A 20446-nucleotide genomic window follows, 5' to 3' on the forward strand; every position below is an offset into this window, starting at 1 on the left:
GCGCGCCTGTCGGTTTACAATGACGACGAGGTCGAATCGATCGTCGCCGCGAATGATCAAGGCGCCTTCGTGCAGACGCCGACGGCGCCCTCGGGCGGCGCGCGACGCGCGTCGAAACGCGCGCCCGCAGATGATTTCGCCGATGGCGAGGACGACGATTCCGGCGCCATGCGGCTCTACAACTCGCTCTACGAGACCGCGCTGAAACAGCAGATCCCCAAAACAGTGGTGGGCGAGCTGGTGCGCATTTTCGCAAATGACGTCGATCTGCAGCGCGGCGCGGCCGGCGGCGATTCCCTCGACGTCTTTTACGACGAGCCGGACGACGGCTCGGGACCAACGCGCGACTCTCTCCTCTATGCGTCGCTGACCACGCATAATGAGACCTATCGCTACTATCGCTTCCAGACCCAGGACGACGGGCTCGTCGATTATTACGACGAGAGCGGCCGCTCGAGCCGTAAATTCCTGGTGCGCAAGCCCATCTCGCTCGGCGAGACGCGCTCGGGATTCGGCATGCGCCGCCACCCGATCCTCGGCTATTACAAGATGCACACGGGCGTCGATTGGGCGGCGCCGATCGGCACGCCGATTCTCGCCGCCGGCAACGGCACGGTGATCAAGGCGCAGTGGGACTCAGGCTATGGCCGCCGCGTCGAGATCCAGCACGCCAACGGCTACATCACGACCTACAATCATATGTCGGGCTTCGCCCGCGGCGTTTCGGAAGGCGTGCGCGTCAAGCAGGGACAAATCGTCGGCTTCCTCGGCTCGACGGGCCTCTCGACCGGCCCGCATCTCCATTACGAGGTCATGGTCAACGGCCATTTCGTCGATCCGATGCGCGTCAAGCTCGCCCGCACCCGCGAGATCGAAGGCCGCATGCTGGCGGATTTCAAGCGGGAGCGTGACCGGATCGACTCATTGATGGCCAAGGCGCCCAACAGCAACAAGGTCGCCGTCCAGGGCGCCACGGCGAGCCGGTGATCAAGCCCCGGTGACCGGCGCAGCGGATAGCGCGAGGCGGAGCGCCTGCTCGATCGATTCCAGCGATCGCATCGTCTCCCGCTTCATCGCATGGCGCGGAAATTGGACGCCGAACTCGCGCTCCAGCGCGAGCATGATCCGCACGGCGCAATAGGGCGTGAGCCCAGAGGCGAACAAATCGGCTTTTGGCGCCAGATCGGCGGCGGCGATCGGGAGCCGCCCCTCCCGATCGATAATGCGCCTGATGGTGGAAAACATTGCCCCTGTCTCCCGCTATTTTACGCGGCGCAGCGCGGCGTTTCGGCCGCTGGCGACGGCGTCTGCAGGCTGTCGATCGCATGAGCGATCGAGGCCATCGAGGCGGCGGTCTCGCGCGTCAACAACGCGCGTGGAAACTCGATCTTGAATTCGCGCTCGATGGCGACCAGCACGAGAACCGCCCCGAAAGGGGTCAGCCCGAGATCATAAAGATTGGCGTGCGGCGTGAGGCGCGCGGCCGGAACGGCGAGCTTCGTTTCCCGCTCGATAATGCGACGGATGGCTGCAAACATTGTTTTTCTCCTTGCCCCGAGAGAAATTCGATGAAGCCAATGTAGCTGCGCGGGCGTTGGAGCGTCGTGCGGACGCGCACGTCGGGCGAAACGGCTGCAGCCGCTCACGTCAGATGTCTAAAATCCGAGTTTTCGCCTAACCTCCGCGGCGCTTACCCCGGCGTCCCTGAGCGCGCGCAGCGTGGTGGAACTGCGGCTCTTTGCGAGCTTCTCGCCAGCGTCGTCGAGAATCAGCTCATGATGAAAGTAGCGCGGCTCGGGCAGACGTAGCAGCTTCTGCAACAGGCGGTGCAGGCTTGTCGCAAAGAATAGATCACGCCCGCGCACCACGTCCGTCACGCCCTGCAGCGCATCGTCGACGACAACTGCAATGTGATAGCTGGCGGGCGTGTCCTTGCGCGCGAGCGCCACGTCGCCCCATTGCGCGGGGTCGGCGCGCATAAGTGAAAATCCTTCCTCTGCGTCGGGGACCGTCGAATCGGGCGCACGCCCAGGGGCGCAGCGCTCCCGCCAAAAGAGCCCCTCCCCGGCCAGCGCCGCCGCTTTCCTCATGTCGAGCCGCAACGCGGAGCCGCCCTCGGCCAAAACCTCGCGCGCCGGGCGCCGGGGTTTGTCCCGGCAGGTTCCCGGATAAAGCGGCGCGCCGTCCGGATCGCGGGGCCAATCGGAATGCGCGGCGGCGAAGCGGCCGATGTCCGAGCGCTTGCAATCGCAGGCGTAAAGCAAGCCCATGGCGCCCAGCGACTCCAATGCCGCGGCATAATCCTCGAAATGCTCGGACTGGCGGCGCACGGGCCTTTCCCATTCGAGCCCGAGCCAGGCGAGATCTTCATGGATCGCCGCCTCGAACGCCGGCCGCGCGCGTCCCAGATCGATATCCTCGAGGCGCAGCAGAAAACGACCGCCGCAACCGCGCGCGAGAGTAAAATTGAGCAGAGCCGAATAGGCATGGCCGAGGTGCAGATAGCCGTTCGGCGAGGGCGCGAAACGGAAGACCCGACGCTCACTCATGCTTCGCCTTTCCGGCTCCGATATCACCCAAATGGGTGATGACCCTTAGGCTTAGTGTTGATTACATCAGCGCCGTATTTCGAGACATTTTCATCGACGGGGAGGCCTTCGGGCCTCCCTTTTTCATTGGCGTTCTTCTTATCATCGACGCCTGTCACGCATTGCGCGCCCGCTCCGCAATCTCGAGCGCCACCGCAAATACCTGGTCGCGGTCGAGTTCACTGCTATCGAGCGTCACGGCGTCCGCCGCCGCCTTCAAGGGCGCGGCGCTGCGTTCGCTATCGCGGGCGTCGCGTTTGCGCACGTCCTCGAGAATCGCGTTGTAATCCACCTCTTCGCCGCGCCCGGCGAGCTCCAAAGCGCGGCGCTGGGCGCGCGTCTCGGGCGACGCCGTGACGAAAATCTTCACCCGCGCGGCGGGGCAGATGACCGTGCCGATGTCGCGGCCGTCGAGCACGGCTCCCTCGGGCCGCGCGGCGAAAGCCCGCTGCATATCGACGAGCGCTGCGCGAACGGCCGGCATGGCGGCGACAACCGAGGCCGCCTCGCCCATATCGCGCGCCCGCAGGCGCGTCTCGTCGAAATCGGTCAGCGACAGCCCGCGCGCGGCCTCCACGGCCGCATCGACGTCGTCGAGCGGCAGGCCCTCGTCGAGCAGAGCGCGGGCGGTGGCGCGATAGAGCAGGCCCGTGTCGAGATGCGGCAGACCGTAATGCGCGGCGAGCCTGCGCGCGAGCGTGCCCTTTCCAGAGGCCGCCGGCCCGTCGATGGCGATAATGAGGCTCACGAGAATCGCGCTCCCAGGCCTTCCATCAGCGCGCGAAAGGACGGGAAGCTCGTCGCGATCATCGTCTCGTCGTCGACTGTCACCTTGTTCTGCGCGGCCAAGCCCATGACGAGGAAGCTCATGGCGATGCGATGATCGAGATGCGTCTCGACCACGCCGCCGCCGGCCACAACGCCGCCGCGCACGATGAGATCGTCGCCGATAATCTCGCAGTCGACGCCATTGGCCTTCAACCCGGCGGCGATGGCGGCGAGGCGGTCCGATTCCTTCACGCGCAATTCGGAGAGACCGCGCATGCGCGTCTCGCCTGTCGCGAAGGCGGCGGCGACGGCGAGGATCGGATATTCGTCGATCATCGAGGGCGCGCGTTCGGCCGGCACGTCGACGCCGTTTAGGGCCGAATAGCGCGCGCGCACGTCGGCGACTTCCTCGCCGCCCTCCTCTCGCTTGTTGTCGAGAGAAATATCCGCGCCCATTTCGATGAGGGTCGTGAGCAGGCCGCTACGGAGCGGATTGGTCATCACGCCTTCGACGACAATGTCGGAGCCGGGAACGATCAGCGCCGCGACCAGCGGAAAGGCGGCCGAGGACGGATCGGCCGGCACGCGCACGGGGCGCGCTATAAGCTCGGGGCGGCCTTCGAGCGTGATCTTGCGCCCATGCGGACCGTGCGGCTCGCTCGTCACCGTCGCGCCGAAATGGGCGAGCATTTTTTCGGTGTGGTCGCGCGAGGCCTCGGCCTCGATCACCACGGTGCGGCCGGGCGAGTTGAGCCCGCAGAGCAGCACGGCCGACTTGATCTGCGCCGAGGCGACAGGGGTTTTATATTCCACCGGCAGCGGCTCGGCGGAGCCCTGCAGCACGAGCGGCAGACGGCCGCCTTCGCCCTGCTCCAAGAGCTGCGCGCCCTGAAGCGCGAGCGGATCGAGAATGCGCTTCATCGGGCGCTTGCGCAGCGAAGCGTCGCCGTCGAACCGCGCGACGATCGGATGGCCGGCGACGACGCCCATCATTAGCCGCGAGCCGGTCCCGGCATTGCCGAAATCGAGCGTCTCCGTCGGCTGTAGAAGCGAGCCGAGCCCCGCCCCCCAGACGCTCCAGCTTCCCGGCGCATGCCGCACCACCTTGGCGCCGAGCTGGCGCGCCGCCTGCGCCGTGCGCAGCACGTCTTCGCCCTCCAAAAGTCCGTCGATCTTCGTCTCGCCTACGGAAAGAAGGCCGAAGATCATGGCGCGATGCGAGACGGATTTATCCCCGGGCGGCCGCACGCGGCCCGAGAGCGGGCCAGAAGCGACGGCGCTCAGCGGCGCAGCGGGAGCATGGGTGGCGGCGTCCAATGAGGTGATCCTCGGCGAAGAATGCGGAACTGTCCCGCCGTCTTCTAGCCGGGCGGCCGCGCGATGTCATTCCCGTGAAAGTGGAAAGTCCCGGCGTCAATCCGAAGAACGCTTGCGCCAGCGCTCCCGCTTGTCAATGCAGGAAAAGCTTCAAGGCGATGGCGGTCAGGAGCGCGAGCCCGAAGCCGAGCATCCATTTCAGCAGCGCCAGCTCACCTCTTATCGCGACAATTTCAGTCTCGATCTTGGTAAAGCGACCTTCGTGACCCGTGAGCGCCTCAGCCGCCTTGCGCGCCTTGTCCTCGGGCGTTCCCGCGGCGACGAAAGCGTCATAGACCTCGGAAATCATCAAGCTCATATGCCCGGCTCTCAAGATGGCGGCCTTCGACAAGTTAGGCGCGCGAGCGCGCAGAATCAATTGACTGGTCGCCTAGCGCAGCCACGCTGCCCAGCCCGTCGGCCCGGGGGCGGCGTACGCCTAGACGCTAAAAGATTGCCGATACACAGATTATGGAGCGGGCGAAGGGAATCGAACCCTCGACATACAGCTTGGGAAGCTGTCGTTCTACCACTGAACTACGCCCGCGCGATTCCATGTGTAGCGCTTGTGCGGCCGGGTTTCAACGGGCTCCCGAGCGCGCTCTTCACGCATTCTCCCGCTCGGCGGCGCATTCGGCGCGCGGCAGGGTCACGCGGACGATCAGGCCACGCGGCGCGCGATCCAGCATTTCCACTTTTCCACCATGCCCTTCGACAAGCGAACGCACAATCGCGAGGCCGAGGCCGAAGCCGCCATGCTCGCTGATCGTGCGGGCCATGTCGCCGCGCACGAAGGGCTCGAAGACCTTTGCCTTCAACGCGTCGGGGATGCCCGGCCCATCGTCCGCCACGTCGATCTGGATCATATTGCTGGAAATCTCGGAAACCTCGATTTCGACATGCCTGGCGTGTCGGGTCGCGTTCTCCACGAGATTGGTGAAGACCCGCTGCATATCGGAAAGCGAGCCGCGCATCGTCTGCCGTTTATCGCAGGAATAGACGACGTCGCGGCCGAGGTCGTTGAATTCGTTCACAACTGTCTGGATGACGCTGTCGAGATCGATGATGGAGTGATCGACGCGCGGATTTTCGGTTCGCAGATATTCGAGATTCTTGCGCAGCATCGCATCCATGACGCGGATGTCTTTCTGCATTTTGCCGCGCAGATCATCGTCGGCGATAAACTCCGTTCGCAGGCTCATGCGCGTGATGATCGTCTTCAGATCATGGCTGACGGCCGCGAGAATATGCGTGCGTTCGGCCACCATCGCGAGAATGCGCGCCTTCATCGCCCGTATCGACCGGTTGAGATCGCGAATTTCGCGTGGGCCGCGATCGACGAGCGGAGAGGCGAGCCCCTCTTTGGTCGGGAAGGACTCGGCGCGCCGGGCCAGCTCGTTCAAGGGCGCGACAATATAGTTCGACAGCCAGATTAAAATCACCGAGGCGCTGATGAAGAAAAGGAATCCCACCCGGGCCCAGCGGGTCATGAAGATCGGATAGCGCGGCTCCGGCTCCCAGAGCCAACGCCACAAAAGGCGCGAGGGTTTCCGGTGCTGCGCGATGGAGAGGATGGCGTAGCCGCCCTTCTCCAGCTCCAGCGCCAGAGTGTCCTGCATATTGTGAAACGGGATCGTCTCGAAGGCCTTGGAGAACCCCGTCAGATGCGCATTGATGCGATGAATTTCGGCTTTGAAGACGGGGTCCCGCGGATCGAGCGCCGCTGGCCGATCGTCACGAATGTGAATGTTGGCGTAGGGCGCGGCGAAGTGGATCTTCTGAATAAGCGCGTCTCGTTCCGCAATGGGCGCGGCGTCGAGCGCCAGCAGCACCCCCGTGAGGAAATCCGCCTCCGAAACGTAATGGCGGCGCCCTTCCGTCTCCATCACATGCAGCATCAGGACGATGACCGCCTGATAAACGACGATCGAGCCGAGGATCAGGAGGGAAATCTGGCCGAGGAGATGATCCGGCCGCAGCCGGCGGATGAAATCCGACAGGACCATGACGTCTTTCCCCTAGCGCGCCGGCGCCTATCCGATCCTGAAATGTTTCGACAATTTCAGCCCTTGGCCCTGATAGTTCGAAAGTCCTTCTTCGCCGTAGAGCGACTCCGGCGTCTCGGCCATGCGCTCATAGACCAGCCGGCCGATGAATTGACCGTCCTCCAATATGAAGGGCACTTCGCGCGAGCGGACCTCGAGCACGGCGCGCGCGGCTGGGAGTCCATCCGGCCCGGCGCCGAAGCCGGGATCGAAAAAGCCGGCGTAATGCACGCGGAACTCGCCGATTGCGGCGTCCATCGGCGCCATTTCGGCGGCAAGGCCGGGCGGGATCGCGAGGCGCTCGCGCGAGGCCAGGATGTAGAAGTCGCCCGGATCGAGGATCAACCTGCCGCCGCGGGCCGGCAGCTCGTCCCAGTAATCGTCGACGCGATAGGCGCCGACCCGGTCGACGTCGATCACATCCGTATGTTTCTGCGCGCGATAGCCGATGATCCCGCCGAAAGCCTCGGCCCCGAGCGCCACGCGCAGCACCACGCCGTCGCGCAGATTGAGCGCCCCGTCGACGAGCGGCGCCTTGCCGTGCAGCTCGGCGAGCGCCGCATCGGAGAGCGCGAAGCCGCTTTGCCCGCCCGCTCCTGCCGGACGCGCCCGGAAGCGAAGCTGATTGAGCCGCGACCCTGTGCGCACGCGCACCGAGAAGCTCCTTGGCGAGACCTCGGCGTAAAGCGGCCCATCATAGCCGGGCGCGACCTCGTCGAAGCGCTCGCCCCTGTCGGTGATGAGCCGCGTGAAAATGTCGAGCCGGCCGGTCGAACTCTTGGGATTCGCCGCGCCCGAAACATCCTGGCCGAGCGACAGGTTTTCGAGCAGCGGCACGACATAAACGCAGCCGCGCTCGAGAATGGCGCCCTCGCCCTCGAGCGACATTTCGTCATAGGCGAGCGCCGAGAGAATATCGCGCACGCCCCGCTCCTTGCCGGGCAGGAAGCTCGCGCGCACGCGATAGGCCTTGGAGCCGAGCCGCAGATCGAGGCTCGCGGGCTGGATTTGATTCCGGCTCAAAGGCGCGGCGACCTGGATCGCGCCGCTGTCGGCCATCGCCTGTATCTGTCGGCTGGAGAGCACGCCGCTCATTCTTCCCCTCCTCGGCCGGGCCAAAGCCGGTTAACGCAGGCATAAGCGCCAAATTGCGCCGCAAGGCAAGACGAGCCCGTTGACAGCCACGGGGCCTCTGCCTTCTATAAGCGAACGTGGTTATTTGAGCCGGCCGGCTTGCCGCCACGCAAAACAAAGGGCTAAAAGGCCGGGTCTCCCGAAGGAAACCCGTTTTCGGCCGCGCGCTGAGGTAGCGCGCAATGGATTTGTTCGGCGCAGTCGCGCCCGAGGGAGAAACGCATGTCTACGAACGCCCCGCGCAATCTCAAGCCGGCGACGCTCCTTGTCCATGGCGGAACGACGCGCTCGCCCTTCGGCGAAATGTCGGAGGCGCTGTTTCTGACGCAGAGCTTCGCCTATCCGACGATGGAGGCTGCCGAGGCGCGGTTCAAGGGCGACGATCCGGGCTTCATCTATTCGCGGTTCTCGAACCCGACCGTCGCCATGTTCGAGAACCGCATGTGCCTGCTGGAGGGCGCGGAAGCCGCTCGCGCCACGGCGAGCGGCATGGCCGCCGTCACGGCCGCCATCCTCGCGCAACTGAAGGCCGGCGATCATGTCGTGGCGGCCCGCGCGCTGTTCGGCTCCTGCCTCTATGTGGTCGAGGACCTTCTGCCGCGCTTCGGCGTCGCCTCGACGCTCGTCGACGGCGCGGACCTCTCGCAATGGAAGGCGGCGATCCGGCCCGAAACCAAGCTCTTCTTCCTCGAAAGCCCGACCAATCCGGGCCTCGAAGTCTATGATGTGGCGGCGATTGCCGATCTCGCCCACAACGCCGGCGCGCGGCTCGTCGTTGACAATGTCTTTGCGACGCCCCTGCTGCAGAAACCCTTGGCGCTCGGCGCCGACGTCGTCGTCTATTCGGCGACGAAACATATCGACGGCCAGGGCCGCTGCCTCGGCGGCGTCATCCTCTCGACGCAGGCGCTGATCGAGGAGAGCATCCATAATTTCCTGCGCCAGACCGGCCCGGCGATATCGCCCTTCAACGCCTGGGTGATGCTGAAAGGCCTCGAGACCCTTCCCCTTCGCGTCGGCCAGCAGGCGGCGAGCGCCGCAAGGATCGCCGATTTCCTTGCCGAGCAGAAGGGCGTGACGAAGGTTCTCTATCCCTTCCGCAAGGACCACCCGCAGGCGGAGCTGGCGCGCCGGCAGATGAGCGGCGGCGGCACGCTGGTGAGCTTCTTCCTGGAGAGCAAGGCGGCGGCCTTCAAGCTCGCCAACGCGCTGCAGGTGATCAAGATTTCCAACAATCTCGGCGACGCCAAGAGCCTGATCACCCACCCGGCGACGACAACCCACCAGCGCCTCACCCCGGAGGCGCGCGCCACGCTCGGCATCACCGACGGCATGCTGCGCCTCTCGGTGGGGCTGGAGGACGCCGACGATCTGATCGACGATCTCGCCGCAGGCTTGGCGGCATAAGGGCCTTCAACCAAACTGCGTTGACTCGCGCGTCGCTCGATTGGGTCCGTGTCATTCCCGACGCTCGCGCAGCGAGTGATCGGGAATCCAGAGCAAAACCAGCGCTTTTGTGGCTCTGGATTCCCGATCGGGCCTTCGGCCCGTCGGGAATGACAAGCGCCAATGCGACCGATTCAATCGGAAATGGTATGACGGGCGCACTCAAGCGCGCCCGTTTCTTTCAATTGGGACCACTTGCGCGCCGGAGCGCGGCGCGTCCGTTGCTCTCGACTAGCGCGCTTTCCGCTCGCATGGAACCATGCGATCGATGGAAAAACGCGTAGATTCAAAAAGCTGGAGCGCATTCCTTTCGCAGAAGTCTATCAACTTTTGCGGAATGCGCGATAGGCCGACCGCTTGCGCGCCAAGACTGGCCGCAATGCGGGGGCGGCTTCCTGGCGCAAGCAGTCGACGACGAAAACGGCGGCCGTCAGCACCGCCAGGATCATCTCGACGCCGACCGATAGGACTGACTCGGACATTCTTTCCTCCACGCCGCCGCAGCGGCGACAATGAAACAGGGATTCGCGTCGGCGCCTCAAGGAGGGAACGAGCGCCGACGCAAACCCGCCTGGGGGGCTTCAACCGGTCGCCGGCGGCGCCCGCGCCCAGTGCGGCAGACGGGTCCGGGTCGTCGGCGCAGCGCGGTCCGCCACCATCCAGGGGAGGTTCAGTCTCTGGATGTGCGCCGCAACGACGACACCGGGCCGGACGGCCAAGGGCGCAGCGCCACTGCAGAGCGTCTGACATAGGACGCAATCGATGCCGTGGTCGCTGACGGAGCCTGGCCGCCCTGTCTGCGCGTCGGGCAAGGAGGCGCCCGACGCGAAACAAACGAAAAGAGACGCAACGGCGCCCGCCCCCGCGCGCAGGCCCATGGCGAGCGACGCCGCGAACGGCGCTCCCGTCACAAGGGCCGCAGCCAGCAGCAGCGCGCGCGCAAGGCGGCTCGCTGCGGCGGGGCGCAGGAAAGAAAGGCGATGCGTCATCTCGGTGTTCTTTAGGATTCGAGGCGCGCGAAACGCGCCCGTCGCTCCAGATTGATCAGTCGGATGCCGCTCTGCTGGGCGTCACGCCACATCGCGACAACCGGCGCGATCATCGGCGCCGCCGAAGCCATGATCTTTCGCTCATGACGCTCGCGTTCTTTCAAGGATGAGAGCGCGGCGCCCGCCAGGACGCAGTCTCGGCCGCTCGGCCGTCTTTTCTTTCTGCTCACGATACTTCTCCCTTCACCGCAGTCACACGGCGATTGTCGTCGCTCGGGCATGGGAACGCGCGCACCTGAAACAGGGCGGATTCCTATGACAAAGTCTTTGGACGATCAGGAGAAGCTGGGGGGCCCGCGGGCGCGATTGGCCTCGTCGAGCGTCGAGCTCGCCAAAGCGCGGTCCGCCGGAAACCAGCGGAACTCGACCCATTGGACAGGCGCCATGCCAAGCGAGGTCGGGCGCGACGCAATCGGCGCGACGCCGTCGCAAAAGGCCTGGCAGATCGGGCAGTCACGGCCGCCATGAGAATGGCCGGGCGCTTGAGAGCCACTCTGCCCGCCTTTGGGGGCCTTCAGGCAAACGCCAATGGCGGGGTCGGCCTCGCTCTCCCGCGCGGCGGCAAGGCTGCTCGCCAATGGCGCAAGGACCTGGACGGCCAGCGCCAAAGCGAAAAGCACCTTTGTCAGCCACACACGCGGCATGAAGAAAGCCTGTCTTTCAATTTCGCCAAAATGAGCGGGTGGATTGAAGCAAACGCAGCCCGAGTCCGCAAGCAGCGCTGCGAGGCCCGCGTCGACATGCGTCAAAACGCCGCAGAAACGGGCCGCGGGCGTCGCCATCTCACCGCGCTCCGGGGACGCCGGCGCCGACGCCGCCGTTCAGCCCCGCAACCGTCGCGGCGCCGTCCAGCCCGCCGATATCGTATTTCAAGCCAAGGAAGAACGTGCGCTGGTTGTAGGGATTGGGGTTCACATAGTATTTCCAGCGGCCGATGTTGTCGACGCCAGCGGTCAACGTCCACTCTGGCGCGAGCTTGTAGTTCATCTTGGCGTCGAAGACGAGATATTCGCTGTCGGCGCTGCCGTAATTATTGTGGTTGAAATCCACGTTGTTGAGCGTCACGAAGGCGGCCGACGCATAGCGCGCGCCAAAGGAGATCGACCAATCCGTCGTCGGGCTATAGCTCAGAACCGAGCGGATGCGGATGCGCGGCACGCGCGGATATTGCATGCCGTTCAGCAAGACGCCGGCCGCTGTGGGGAATGGCGAGCCGCTCGCCCCGCCCGTCGTCGCCAGAGCGCTCCCATTCGAGAGGATCTTCGAATCGACGAAGGTCACGCTGCCGGAATAATCGAGGCCCGGAGTCAGAATATCCTTCATCACGATCGCCGCCTCGACGCCGCGGAAGCGCGCTTTGTCGAGATTGGCGTTCTGCGTGACGATCTGCCCGGTCGGACCGATCGAGGACTGGCTGACGATGGCGTTCCAGCGGTCGTCCAGGAAGAGGCTCACGCGTGGATTGAACAGGCCGACCGCGCCGTTGAACGCGTCGACCTTTCGATACTCGCCGGTCAGATCCCAGGACGTCGAGATTTCCGGCTGCAGGTTGGGATTGTTTATGACCAGAGTGCTCGACGTCGCGAGCGACTGGAACAGCTCGTTGACGGTCGGGAAGCGGTAGGCGCGTCCCATCGAGCCGCGCATCGCGAATTCCGGCGTGACCTGATATTCGAGCGCCGCCTTCGGCGAGAAAGAATTTTTATAGGCGTCGGGGAATTGCCCGACTCTCGCCTGCGCCGGCACGACCGGCACGAGACCCGAGGCCGGTCCGCTGCCCGTGGCCAGGCCGCCCGCGACATTCGAGCCATTATAGGCATGCCAGAACTCGCCGCGGCCGCCGCCGATGAGCTTCCAATCCGGCAGGAACTTCCAGGCGTCCTGGATATAGACCGCCTTGGTTTCGGTTTTGCCGTAGTTCACGCCGGTGAGGCCCATCGCATAATTATTGCCGGCGAAAGGCGTCAGGCTCGTCACCGTGTTGAGCGAATAGACGTCGGCATGCCCGCCGAAGGAGACTTCGTGCTTTCCGAAGGCGTCCTGCATAGGCCGCCAGATGAAGCGGGCGTCGCCTGTGCGCCAATAGGTTCCCGTGTTTACGGTGTTCTGGCCGGTGGTGTTGATATTATAGGCGGTCGCGGCGTCGTTGGGGCGCAGGCCGTAGGACGTCGCGTTTTGCGAATAATCGCGCAGGAAGTTGTAGGACGTCGCCGAGAGATCGAAATCGAACACGCCGCCCGTGTCGCGCTTGAGCGAGAGCGCCTGCATGAGATGCGTCGAGCCGCCCCAGCCGGGGTTCACGCCGCCCGGCGTCACGGCAAAGGAGCCGATAGCGACGCGGCCGCTCTGCGTATTGTAGATTGGAACGCCGTTGCGATCGTAGATGAAGCTTTCGACGGTCGTCTTGTTTTCGAGGTTCCAGACGCCGAGCGTATAGGTCGCGCGCAGCAGCGGCGCGATGTCATAGGACATCTTTAGCTTCGCCATGTCCTGCTGCTGGAAATCGGCGCCGGCCGCGCCCGTGATGATGCGGGGAATGCCGTTCTGGTTGAAATCCTGATAGCCGCCGAAGAAGCGCGTGCCGTTTCTGGGGGCGAAGGGCGTCATAAAATTGCCGGGGAAGGTTTGCGCCTGTCCCTGCGAGGTGAGGTGGTCGTAAGAGAAGAAATAGCGGAAGTCGCCGAAGCGATCGCCGATGAGAAGATTGGCGTTGCCCGCCCCATCGAGCTCGCTGCGCCCATAGAGGCTGAAGGGCTGCAGCGCGCCGGTCGCCGAGGCGTGCAGCTCGAATTTATCCGGCATGCGCGTGGTGATCGCCAATACGCCGCCGATCGAATTGCCGGGATAAAGCGCCGAGAAGGGACCATAGATCACGTCGACGCGGTCGATCTCGGCGGGCGAGACCATGCCCCAGCGCGGCGGGAAGTTGAAGCTGTTGCCAAGCAGATTGGAGAGCAGCACATTATCGGCGTAGACGAGCGTCTTGGCGCTTTCGATCGTGCCGGTCGTGCGGCCCGAGACGATGGCGTTGCGGTCGCCGATATAGCGCTCGCGGATGAGCAGCGAGGGCAGATATTTGAACGCCTCCGCCGAGGTCATGACATTGACCGTCTTCTCGATCTCCTGACGCGTGCGCGACTCCACCACCGCCGGCACATTTTGTGGGATCGTGCGGCTGAACGGCGCGGGCTTGGGTTCGGCGTAACGATCGAGCCCGGCCGTGGGCGCGACGACCGGCCCCGCGGCGGGGGCCGACGGCCGCGAGGGACCGCGCGGCGCGCTGGAGACGCTTTGCCGCGCCGGTCCGCGCCGCGCGCCGACGTCGATGGTGGGCAGGCTTTGCTGCGCCAGCGCATCGGCGGACACGAAGAAGAGAAGCGCGTTGATCGAGGCGGCGCCCAGGAGATGGTGACGGTTCATTGTGCAAATCCGGAGAGCTTCGCGCGCTCTCTCGCACGCCGGCTCCCCGCGTGGGGGGGGCGTCGCGAGGGCGACAAGCGGAGCAAATCTTGTGGGAGAGCGGCAGGCGCCGCTCAACTGGACCAAGGAAAATGCGCGGGCAGGCAGCGAGGACGCGCCGCCGCTCACGCGCTCGGGAAAATTGCAGGCGGGCCCCGCGCGAGCCGGCCGCGCGCAAGGCGCGCCGGCGCGCCGGCGCTATCGGCGGCGACAAAGCGGGCGCTGTGAAAGATGCGGGGCTGGGCGGGAACGAGATAGAAAGCCCCGACCGGAAGCGAGGGCGGCCCTGCGCAGAGAAGGCAGGACTCGCACATATGATGATGCGCGTCGCGGCCTGTGTTGCCCGAGCCCGTCTCGCTGGCGTGCGACTGGCCGCAATGGGCCGAGATTTGCGGATCGAAGCCGCTGGGCGCCGCCCGCGCAGCGCCGAACCCGCCCGCCACGGCCTGCAGGACCATGACGAACGCGAGCAGCAAAGCGCGCAGCGATGACGGCCGCATCTTCGTTCCTCAAAAAATTTTATGGTAATTTAATCGCTTAGCTTGGCCTGTAAGCCAAGCGGGCGTTTTCCTGCCGCTGCAGGAATCCTCGCGACGTGTCGAATCCGCCACACCCGTCGGGCGCCCAAGAAAGAGGCGGCTGCGCCGGCCGAGGCGCCCGGAGAATGACGTTCCCCTTTCGAAGAAGCCGTTCTAAGCTCCGCAGCCATGTATACCGCCATAACGAGAGATATTCGGGTCACGGCGCTGCCGGATTTTCTGCCCGAGAATTCCGACCCCACCCAAGGCCGGTTCTTCTGGGCCTACACCATCGAGATCGCCAATCTCAGCCGCGACCGCGTGCAACTGCTCTCGCGCCATTGGATCGTCATCGACGCCAATGGCCGACGCGAGGAGGTCCGCGGGCCCGGCGTCGTCGGCGAGCAGCCGGTGCTCGAGCCCGGCGAGACATTCCGATACGAGTCGGGCTGCCCGCTGGCCACGCCGTCGGGATTGATGCAAGGTAGTTATCGAATGGTCACGGATTCGGGCGAGACTTTCGACGTGGAGGTTCCGGCCTTCTCGCTCGACAGCCCTATGTCCAATCCTACGCTGAACTAGCTTGCCCCAGATCGCCTGATGGACGCTCTCGACCGCGCAATCGACATGACCGCAAGGCTCGTGGCTTTCGACACCGAAAGCTCGAAGTCGAACCTGCCGCTCATCGATTTTGTCGAGGCCTATTTACGCGAGCAGGGCGTGCCCTTCGCGCGCGCGCCCAACGCCGTTGGCGACAAGGCCGCCATCTTCGCCACCATCGGCCCCATGGCGCCGGGGGGCGTGCTGCTCTCGGGCCATACGGACGTCGTGCCCGTCGAAGGCCAGGAATGGAGCTTCGATCCTTTCACGCTGCGGCGCGACGGCGGGCGTCTCTACGGTCGCGGCGCGGTGGATATGAAGGGTTTCGGCGCCGTCGCTCTGGCGATGATCCCGGAATTCAAGAAGGCGGCGCTGGCGCGCCCCATCCATATTCTCTTGAGCTACGACGAGGAGACGACCTGCCTCGGCCCGCTGGACATGATCGCGCGGCTCGGCGTCGATCTGCCTCACCCCAACGCCGTCATCGTCGGCGAGCCGACCTCCATGGAGGTCGCCGACGCCCATAAGAGCGTCACGACCTTCACGACCCATGTGCGCGGCTTCGAAATCCACTCGGCCAATCTGCACCGGGGGGTGAGCGCCGTGCATATCGCCTGCCGGCTGGTGACGGAGCTGGAGCGAATCTCGAAGGAGCTGCGCGTCGAAGGCGACCCCTCGGGCCGTTTCGATCCGCCCTACTCCACCATCCATGTCGGCTTCATCAAGGGCGGCACGGCCCGCAACATCGTCGCCAAGGATTGCGAATTCCACTGGGAGTTCCGCGGCCTGCCGGGCGCCGCGCCGACGCTGGCGCGCGATCGGCTCGAAGCCTATGCCGACGGCCTGCGCAAAACGGTTTTCGCGAATTTCCCCCAGTGCGGGATCGACACCGACACGCTGGTGAAAGTGCCTGGTCTCGCGCCCCAGCCGGGTTCGGCGGCCGAGACTCTGGCGCTGCGCCTCGCGCGCCGCAACAACACAATCGCCGTGCCCTATGCGACGGAGGCCGGCCATTTCCAGAAGGCGGGCGTCCCGACCGTCGTCTGCGGGCCGGGCCGCATCGATCAGGCCCACCAGCCCGACGAATATGTCGACATTTCCGAGCTGGCCGCCTGCGTCGACTTCATGCGCGCCCTGGCGCGGGAACTGGAAACGTAGTTTCCAAACAGTCAAAGACGAAAAGCGCGCGCGACCAAAGTCCCGGCCGCGCGCCCCAAAGCGTCGCAAACGACCTTTTAGCAGGCCCAAACCCAGCGGCCATACCACCAGCGCCAGCACGGACCGCGATAGCCGTATCCGCCATAATAAGGCCGGCGCCAGCCGTAGCCATAACCGCCGCCATGCCACCCATAGCCGCCGCCATGCCAGCCTGGGCCGCCATGCCAGCCGTGTCCTCCCCAGCCACCGCCATGACCCCAGCCGCCGCCGTGGCCCCAACCACCGCCACCGTGGCCCCAGCCGCCGCCGCCGTGACCCCAGCCGCCCGCAAACGCTGCATTTGGCGACGCGAGAAGGCCCGCCGCCACGACCAAACAGGATAACTTCTTGAGCATGGACGTATTCTCCGAAGTCTTGCCACTGCCTCAGGGGCGCACTGGAGCGTCCGCTTTGGCGCCTGAACCATGGGTGAACGCGCGCCATGGCCCCGCTGTTCCGCTTGGCAAGCAAACAGCCCCGCGCCGCAGAACCGGCAATTGCCTCGCGAAGCGGCATCCGGCATTGCTTTCGTAAGTCGAGCGGCTATAGTCCGCGCCCGTTCAGACGCCCGCCCGACGCCTTCAAGACGCGCGTCGCGCCTACGATAGAGACGCTGCGATGAAACTGATCACGGACGCCATGGCGCAAACCGAACAGCCGGCGGCTCCCGCCCAAACGGCTCCCGCGCCGGCCGCCCCGACGCCCTCCCCCGCCCCGAGCGCGCCCGCGACGCAGACGAGCGTCGGCGCTGCTGGCGGCGCCGAAGCCAACCAGCCGCCGTCGATTCCCGATATGATGGCCCAGCTCGTTCCCATCTTCGTGGTGATGGGCATTGTCTATATTCTCGTCATCCGGCCGCGCGCGCGCCGCGAGAAGACGGAGCAGGAGTCGCTGCGCAATGTCCGCCGCGGCGACGTGATCGTCACGACCGGCGGCCTCGTCGGCAAAGTGACCAAAGCGATCGACGACAACGAGATCGAGCTCGAGATTGCCGCCAACACCCGCATCCGCCTCATTCGCACGGCGATCGCCAGCGTCCGCGCCAAAGGCGAACCTGTGAAGGATACCCCGGCGCCGGCGCCCGCCAAGGCGGCCAAGCCTGCTCCCGAGACCAAGGCCAAGCCGTAACACGCCTCCCCTCGCGCCGACCCTCTGACGAAATAGCGACACGATGCTGCGATTCTCGACCTGGAAATTCCTCGCCATCGTGGCGATGACTCTCGCCGCCGTCCTGGTGACGGTCCCGAGCATGTTGTCGCCATCGACTTACGAGGCGCTCGCGGCGCGGCTGCCGTCATGGCTCATGCCGCCGACCATCGTGCTCGGCCTCGATCTGCAAGGCGGCTCGCATGTGATGCTGGAGGTCGACCAATCCGACCTTCTGAGCACGCAGATCAAGAATCTGCGCGACGACGTGCGCCGCATTCTGCGCGAGGAGAAGGTGGCGATCACCGGCGGCATCGGCGCGACGGCGCGCGGCGTGCAGCTTCGCGTCCCCGACGCCGCCGACCGCGAGAAAATCCTGCCGCGCCTGCGCCAATTGCGCAACAGCTTCAGCGCCAATGTCGGCGGCCAGTCGCCGCTCGACGTCGATGCGACGCCGGAAGGCCTCGTCCGCATCACCGTCACCGACACGGGCCTGCGCGACAAGTCGCGCAAGGCGGTCGAGCAGTCGATCGAAGTCATCCGCCGCCGCGTCGACGCGCTCGGCACGCGCGAGCCCTCGATCCAGCGCCAGGGCGACGATCGTGTTCTGGTCCAGGTGCCCGGCCTTCAAGACCCGCAGACGCTCAAGGACATTCTCGGCCAGACCGCCAAGCTCGAATTCCGCCTCGTCGCCGAGCCGGGCCAAAACCCGGCCGAGGTCGAGGAGCTGGAGCAGGTCGACGAGCAAGGCAAGCTGCCGATCGAGAAGCAGATCATGGTGCAGGGCGAAGATTTGACCGACGCCCAGCCCGGCTTCGACCAGCAGCGCAGCGGCGAGCCGGTCGTGAACTTCCGCTTCAACATCCGCGGCGCGCAGAAATTCGGCGACGTCACCTCCAAGAACGTCGGCCGCCTCTTCGCCATCGTGCTCGACAACAAAGTGATCTCGGCGCCGCGCATTCTGACGCCCATCACTGGCGGCTCCGGCCAGATTTCCGGCCGCTTCACCGTCGAGCAGGCGAACAATCTCGCGATTCTGTTGCGCGCCGGCGCCCTGCCCGCGAAGCTCAACATCGTCGAGGAGCGCACCGTCGGCCCCGGCCTCGGCCAGGACTCGATCGACGCCGGCAAGCGCGCCGCCTTCGTCGGCGCCGGACTCGTCGTCTTCTATATGCTCATCACCTACGGCGTGTTCGGCGTCTTCGCCAATCTGGCGCTGTTCGTCCACATCGCCTTCATCTTCGCCGGCCTCGTGCTGCTCGGCTCGACGCTGACGCTGCCCGGCATCGCCGGCATCGTGCTGACGATCGGCATGGCGGTCGACTCGAACGTGCTCATCTATGAGCGCATTCGCGAAGAAAACCACGCGGGCCGCTCGATCCTGGCCTCGCTCGACGCCGGCTTCAACCGCGCCTTCGCGACCATCGTCGACTCCAACGTCACCATGGGCGTCGCCGCGCTGATCCTCTACTTCCTGGGCTCGGGCCCGGTGCGCGGCTTCGCCGTGTCGCTGGGGCTCGGCATTCTGACCACCATCGTCACCGCCGTGACCATGACCCGCATGATGATCGCGGTCTGGTATCACTATGCGCGCCCGACCAAGCTGCCGATCTAAGAGGCGAAAAGACCGATGAAACTCCTGCGCCTCGCTCCGGAGAATACGAAATTCCCCTTCATGCGCTTCCGGCGCGTGAGCTATCCCTTCTCGGCCGTATTGTCGCTGGTCGCCGTCGCGCTCTTCATCTTCAAGGGCATGAATTTCGGCATCGATTTCGCGGGCGGCACAGTCATCGAGCTGCGCGCCAAATCGGGCTTCGCGGAAGTCGCGACGCTGCGCGGCCTCGGCGAAAACCTGAAGCTCGGCGACATCGAAGTGCAGGCTTTCGGCAATCAGGCCGACGCCACGCTGCGTTTCGGCCTGCAGCCCGGCGGCGACAAGGCGCAGCAGGAAGCCGTCGAGAAGGTCCGCGGCGCGGTCGAGACTCAATATGACGTGCGCCGCGTCGAAGTGGTCGGCCCCCGCGTGTCGAACGAGCTGGTGCAGTCGGGCACGCTCGGCGTCGTCATTTCGATCCTCGCGGTGCTGACCTATCTCTGGTTCCGCTTCGAATGGCAGTTCGCCATCGGCGCCGTCATCGCGACGATGCACGACCTTCTACTCACGGTCGGCTTCTTCTCGATCACCCAGCTCGAATTCAACACGACCTCGATCGCCGCCATTCTCACGATCGTCGGCTATTCGCTGAACGAAACGGTCGTCGTGCTCGACCGTATCCGCGAGAATATGCGCAAGTATAAGAAGCTGGCGACGGCGCAGATGGTCGATATGTCGATCAACGCCGTGCTGCCGCGCACCATCATGACCGCGACGACGGTCATGCTCGCCCTCATCGCGCTCGTCGTCTTCGGCGGCCAGGTCATCCGCTCCTTCTCGCTGGCGATGATCTGGGGCATTTTCGTCGCGACCTATTCGTCGATCTTCATCTGCTCGCCCATGCTGATCTATCTCGGCCTGCGTAACGAGGACGTCGCGCGCCCGGCCGAGGAAAAGGCGGAGGCCGAAGCAGGGACCGAAATCGAATATCACGGGTCGTCGGACGCCTACGCCGCCTCTATGTCGGACGACATCGGCGACACGCCCGTGCCCGTCGCGCCGAAGCGCCCTACCGCCAAGCCGAAGGCGGGCGCGCGCCGCCGCCCGAAGTAAGCGCTCACGCAAGAGGGGCGCATCATGACCGACCCGCAGGGCTATGTCCCGGGCCGCTACAAGATCGACGATTACGGCAATGGCGGCTTCCGCTTCGCCGACATGTCGCATCGCGGCTCGATCCTCGCCCTGCCCACCGGCATTCGCGCGATCACGCCAAGCGCCTGGAACGAGATCGACGCGGCGACGATCGATCTGGCGCTGTCCGATTCTGGCGAGCTCGACCTCTTCATCGTCGGCACGGGCAAGGATCTGATGCCGCTCGCCTCGGCGCTGCGCGCCAAATTGCGCGACGCCGGGATCGGCTGCGAAACCATGGCGACGGGCGCGGCCGTGCGCACCTACAACATGCTCATCGACGAAGGCCGCCAGGTCGGCGCGCTGCTGATTGCAGTGTGATGGATAAGGCGCCCGGCTCGCTCCCCTGTCATCC

At 65.3% G+C, this 20446-nt stretch carries 23 protein-coding genes, 1 tRNA gene and 1 riboswitch (1 of these 25 cut by a window edge); of the genes, 8 read left to right on the top strand and 16 right to left on the bottom strand.

Going from position 1 to position 20446, the window contains the following annotated elements:
• Positions 1-987, top strand: the 3' portion of a protein-coding gene (locus QNA11_RS08075; protein ID WP_283482621.1) for a peptidoglycan DD-metalloendopeptidase family protein. It extends 1053 nt beyond the left edge of the window; only the last 987 of its 2040 coding nucleotides appear in the window; its start codon lies off the left edge, out of view; the stop codon is at positions 985-987.
• Here the strand turns inward: QNA11_RS08075 and QNA11_RS08080 are convergent, their stop codons facing one another.
• From QNA11_RS08080 to QNA11_RS08120, 9 genes are all read right to left on the bottom strand, one after another.
• Positions 988-1245, bottom strand: coding sequence for a phosphopantetheine-binding protein (locus tag QNA11_RS08080; RefSeq protein WP_283482622.1), 258 nt, complete (start codon positions 1243-1245; stop codon positions 988-990).
• Between the two features lie 20 nt (positions 1246-1265).
• Complete coding sequence (locus QNA11_RS08085) at positions 1266-1538, bottom strand: phosphopantetheine-binding protein (RefSeq protein ID WP_281928563.1); 273 nt, start codon at positions 1536-1538, stop codon at positions 1266-1268.
• Positions 1539-1655: 117 nt separating this feature from the next.
• Positions 1656-2549, bottom strand: coding sequence for a tRNA glutamyl-Q(34) synthetase GluQRS (gluQRS, locus tag QNA11_RS08090; RefSeq protein WP_283482623.1), 894 nt, complete (start codon positions 2547-2549; stop codon positions 1656-1658).
• 154 nt (positions 2550-2703) lie between these two features.
• Entirely contained in the window at positions 2704-3336 is a 633-nt protein-coding gene (gene cmk, locus QNA11_RS08095) for a (d)CMP kinase (RefSeq protein ID WP_283482624.1), read from the bottom strand.
• On the bottom strand, positions 3333-4673 hold the full coding sequence (gene aroA / locus QNA11_RS08100) for a 3-phosphoshikimate 1-carboxyvinyltransferase (protein ID WP_283482625.1): 1341 nt from the start codon (positions 4671-4673) through the stop codon (positions 3333-3335). Before aroA ends, cmk begins: the two co-directional genes overlap by 4 nt.
• A gap of 133 nt (positions 4674-4806) precedes the next feature.
• Complete coding sequence (locus QNA11_RS08105; RefSeq protein WP_283482626.1) at positions 4807-5031, bottom strand: integrase; 225 nt, start codon at positions 5029-5031, stop codon at positions 4807-4809.
• Positions 5032-5184: 153 nt separating this feature from the next.
• A tRNA-Gly gene (locus QNA11_RS08110) sits at positions 5185-5259 on the bottom strand.
• Positions 5260-5317: 58 nt separating this feature from the next.
• Positions 5318-6718, bottom strand: a complete 1401-nt coding sequence (locus tag QNA11_RS08115; protein WP_283482627.1) for an ATP-binding protein — start codon at positions 6716-6718, stop codon at positions 5318-5320.
• A 27-nt stretch (positions 6719-6745) separates the two neighbouring features.
• Positions 6746-7852 (bottom strand): 2'-deoxycytidine 5'-triphosphate deaminase, encoded by a 1107-nt coding sequence (locus QNA11_RS08120; protein ID WP_283482628.1) that lies wholly within the window; start codon positions 7850-7852, stop codon positions 6746-6748.
• A gap of 106 nt (positions 7853-7958) precedes the next feature.
• Positions 7959-8037, top strand: a riboswitch (SAM riboswitch).
• A gap of 76 nt (positions 8038-8113) precedes the next feature.
• On the opposite strand from QNA11_RS08120, the gene QNA11_RS08125 reads away from it, so the two are divergent.
• On the top strand, positions 8114-9298 hold the full coding sequence (locus QNA11_RS08125) for an O-succinylhomoserine sulfhydrylase (RefSeq protein WP_283482629.1): 1185 nt from the start codon (positions 8114-8116) through the stop codon (positions 9296-9298).
• Between the two features lie 362 nt (positions 9299-9660).
• On the opposite strand, the gene QNA11_RS08130 is transcribed toward QNA11_RS08125, so the two are convergent.
• The 6 genes from QNA11_RS08130 to QNA11_RS08155 form a co-directional block, all read right to left on the bottom strand.
• Positions 9661-9819 (bottom strand): hypothetical protein, encoded by a 159-nt coding sequence (locus QNA11_RS08130; RefSeq protein WP_202072438.1) that lies wholly within the window; start codon positions 9817-9819, stop codon positions 9661-9663.
• Between the two features lie 99 nt (positions 9820-9918).
• Complete coding sequence (locus QNA11_RS08135; RefSeq protein WP_202072437.1) at positions 9919-10326, bottom strand: hypothetical protein; 408 nt, start codon at positions 10324-10326, stop codon at positions 9919-9921.
• Between the two features lie 11 nt (positions 10327-10337).
• Positions 10338-10556, bottom strand: a complete 219-nt coding sequence (locus QNA11_RS08140; RefSeq protein WP_246744794.1) for a hypothetical protein — start codon at positions 10554-10556, stop codon at positions 10338-10340.
• A 105-nt stretch (positions 10557-10661) separates the two neighbouring features.
• Entirely contained in the window at positions 10662-11168 is a 507-nt protein-coding gene (locus QNA11_RS08145; RefSeq protein WP_283482630.1) for a DUF2946 family protein, read from the bottom strand.
• A gap of 1 nt (position 11169) precedes the next feature.
• On the bottom strand, positions 11170-13806 hold the full coding sequence (locus QNA11_RS08150) for a TonB-dependent receptor (RefSeq protein ID WP_283482631.1): 2637 nt from the start codon (positions 13804-13806) through the stop codon (positions 11170-11172).
• A 164-nt stretch (positions 13807-13970) separates the two neighbouring features.
• Positions 13971-14345 carry a DUF2946 family protein gene (locus tag QNA11_RS08155; protein ID WP_283482632.1) on the bottom strand — a complete coding sequence of 125 codons (375 nt, stop codon included), beginning with the start codon at positions 14343-14345 and terminating at the stop codon, positions 13971-13973.
• A 207-nt stretch (positions 14346-14552) separates the two neighbouring features.
• On the opposite strand from QNA11_RS08155, the gene apaG reads away from it, so the two are divergent.
• Together apaG and argE are read left to right on the top strand one after the other, a co-directional pair.
• On the top strand, positions 14553-14945 hold the full coding sequence (apaG, locus tag QNA11_RS08160; protein WP_202072432.1) for a Co2+/Mg2+ efflux facilitator ApaG/CorD: 393 nt from the start codon (positions 14553-14555) through the stop codon (positions 14943-14945).
• Positions 14946-14963: 18 nt separating this feature from the next.
• Positions 14964-16121, top strand: coding sequence for an acetylornithine deacetylase (gene argE, locus QNA11_RS08165; protein ID WP_283482633.1), 1158 nt, complete (start codon positions 14964-14966; stop codon positions 16119-16121).
• Positions 16122-16198: 77 nt separating this feature from the next.
• Here argE and QNA11_RS08170 read toward each other — a convergent pair whose 3' ends face one another.
• A complete protein-coding gene (locus QNA11_RS08170; RefSeq protein ID WP_281928586.1) occupies positions 16199-16516 on the bottom strand; it encodes a hypothetical protein in 318 nt (105 codons plus the stop codon).
• Positions 16517-16778: 262 nt separating this feature from the next.
• On the opposite strand from QNA11_RS08170, the gene yajC reads away from it, so the two are divergent.
• Genes yajC through QNA11_RS08190 form a run of 4 tightly spaced genes read left to right on the top strand, consistent with a single transcriptional unit; the run spans position 16779 to position 20412 of the window.
• A complete protein-coding gene (yajC, locus tag QNA11_RS08175) occupies positions 16779-17288 on the top strand; it encodes a preprotein translocase subunit YajC (RefSeq protein WP_283482634.1) in 510 nt (169 codons plus the stop codon).
• A 43-nt stretch (positions 17289-17331) separates the two neighbouring features.
• The gene (gene secD, locus QNA11_RS08180; RefSeq protein WP_202072428.1) at positions 17332-18921 is read left to right on the top strand and encodes a protein translocase subunit SecD; all 1590 of its coding nucleotides are present in this window, start codon (positions 17332-17334) and stop codon (positions 18919-18921) included.
• 15 nt (positions 18922-18936) lie between these two features.
• Positions 18937-20013, top strand: a complete 1077-nt coding sequence (secF, locus tag QNA11_RS08185) for a protein translocase subunit SecF (protein ID WP_283482635.1) — start codon at positions 18937-18939, stop codon at positions 20011-20013.
• 24 nt (positions 20014-20037) lie between these two features.
• Positions 20038-20412 (top strand): Mth938-like domain-containing protein, encoded by a 375-nt coding sequence (locus QNA11_RS08190; protein ID WP_281928590.1) that lies wholly within the window; start codon positions 20038-20040, stop codon positions 20410-20412.
• The last annotated feature ends 34 nt before the right edge of the window (positions 20413-20446 follow it).

Origin of the sequence: Methylocystis sp. JR02 (assembly GCF_030063565.1) — a bacterium.
Taxonomy (GTDB): domain Bacteria; phylum Pseudomonadota; class Alphaproteobacteria; order Rhizobiales; family Beijerinckiaceae; genus Methylocystis; species Methylocystis iwaonis.

Excerpts from the sequence above, each read along its gene's own strand:
- QNA11_RS08080 (WP_283482622.1), bottom strand. The coding sequence starts at position 1,245 with ATGTTTTCCACCATCAGGCGCATTATCGATCGGGAGGGGCGGCTCCCG.
- QNA11_RS08085 (WP_281928563.1), bottom strand. The coding sequence starts at position 1,538 with ATGTTTGCAGCCATCCGTCGCATTATCGAGCGGGAAACGAAGCTCGCC.
- gluQRS (WP_283482623.1), bottom strand. The coding sequence starts at position 2,549 with ATGAGTGAGCGTCGGGTCTTCCGTTTCGCGCCCTCGCCGAACGGCTAT.
- QNA11_RS08105 (WP_283482626.1), bottom strand. The coding sequence starts at position 5,031 with ATGAGCTTGATGATTTCCGAGGTCTATGACGCTTTCGTCGCCGCGGGA.
- QNA11_RS08115 (WP_283482627.1), bottom strand. The coding sequence starts at position 6,718 with ATGGTCCTGTCGGATTTCATCCGCCGGCTGCGGCCGGATCATCTCCTC.
- QNA11_RS08120 (WP_283482628.1), bottom strand. The coding sequence starts at position 7,852 with ATGAGCGGCGTGCTCTCCAGCCGACAGATACAGGCGATGGCCGACAGC.
- QNA11_RS08125 (WP_283482629.1), top strand. The coding sequence starts at position 8,114 with ATGTCTACGAACGCCCCGCGCAATCTCAAGCCGGCGACGCTCCTTGTC.
- QNA11_RS08130 (WP_202072438.1), bottom strand. The coding sequence starts at position 9,819 with ATGTCCGAGTCAGTCCTATCGGTCGGCGTCGAGATGATCCTGGCGGTG.
- QNA11_RS08135 (WP_202072437.1), bottom strand. The coding sequence starts at position 10,326 with ATGACGCATCGCCTTTCTTTCCTGCGCCCCGCCGCAGCGAGCCGCCTT.
- QNA11_RS08145 (WP_283482630.1), bottom strand. The coding sequence starts at position 11,168 with ATGGCGACGCCCGCGGCCCGTTTCTGCGGCGTTTTGACGCATGTCGAC.
- QNA11_RS08150 (WP_283482631.1), bottom strand. The coding sequence starts at position 13,806 with ATGAACCGTCACCATCTCCTGGGCGCCGCCTCGATCAACGCGCTTCTC.
- QNA11_RS08155 (WP_283482632.1), bottom strand. The coding sequence starts at position 14,345 with ATGCGGCCGTCATCGCTGCGCGCTTTGCTGCTCGCGTTCGTCATGGTC.
- apaG (WP_202072432.1), top strand. The coding sequence starts at position 14,553 with ATGTATACCGCCATAACGAGAGATATTCGGGTCACGGCGCTGCCGGAT.
- argE (WP_283482633.1), top strand. The coding sequence starts at position 14,964 with ATGGACGCTCTCGACCGCGCAATCGACATGACCGCAAGGCTCGTGGCT.
- QNA11_RS08170 (WP_281928586.1), bottom strand. The coding sequence starts at position 16,516 with ATGCTCAAGAAGTTATCCTGTTTGGTCGTGGCGGCGGGCCTTCTCGCG.
- yajC (WP_283482634.1), top strand. The coding sequence starts at position 16,779 with ATGAAACTGATCACGGACGCCATGGCGCAAACCGAACAGCCGGCGGCT.
- secD (WP_202072428.1), top strand. The coding sequence starts at position 17,332 with ATGCTGCGATTCTCGACCTGGAAATTCCTCGCCATCGTGGCGATGACT.
- secF (WP_283482635.1), top strand. The coding sequence starts at position 18,937 with ATGAAACTCCTGCGCCTCGCTCCGGAGAATACGAAATTCCCCTTCATG.
- QNA11_RS08190 (WP_281928590.1), top strand. The coding sequence starts at position 20,038 with ATGACCGACCCGCAGGGCTATGTCCCGGGCCGCTACAAGATCGACGAT.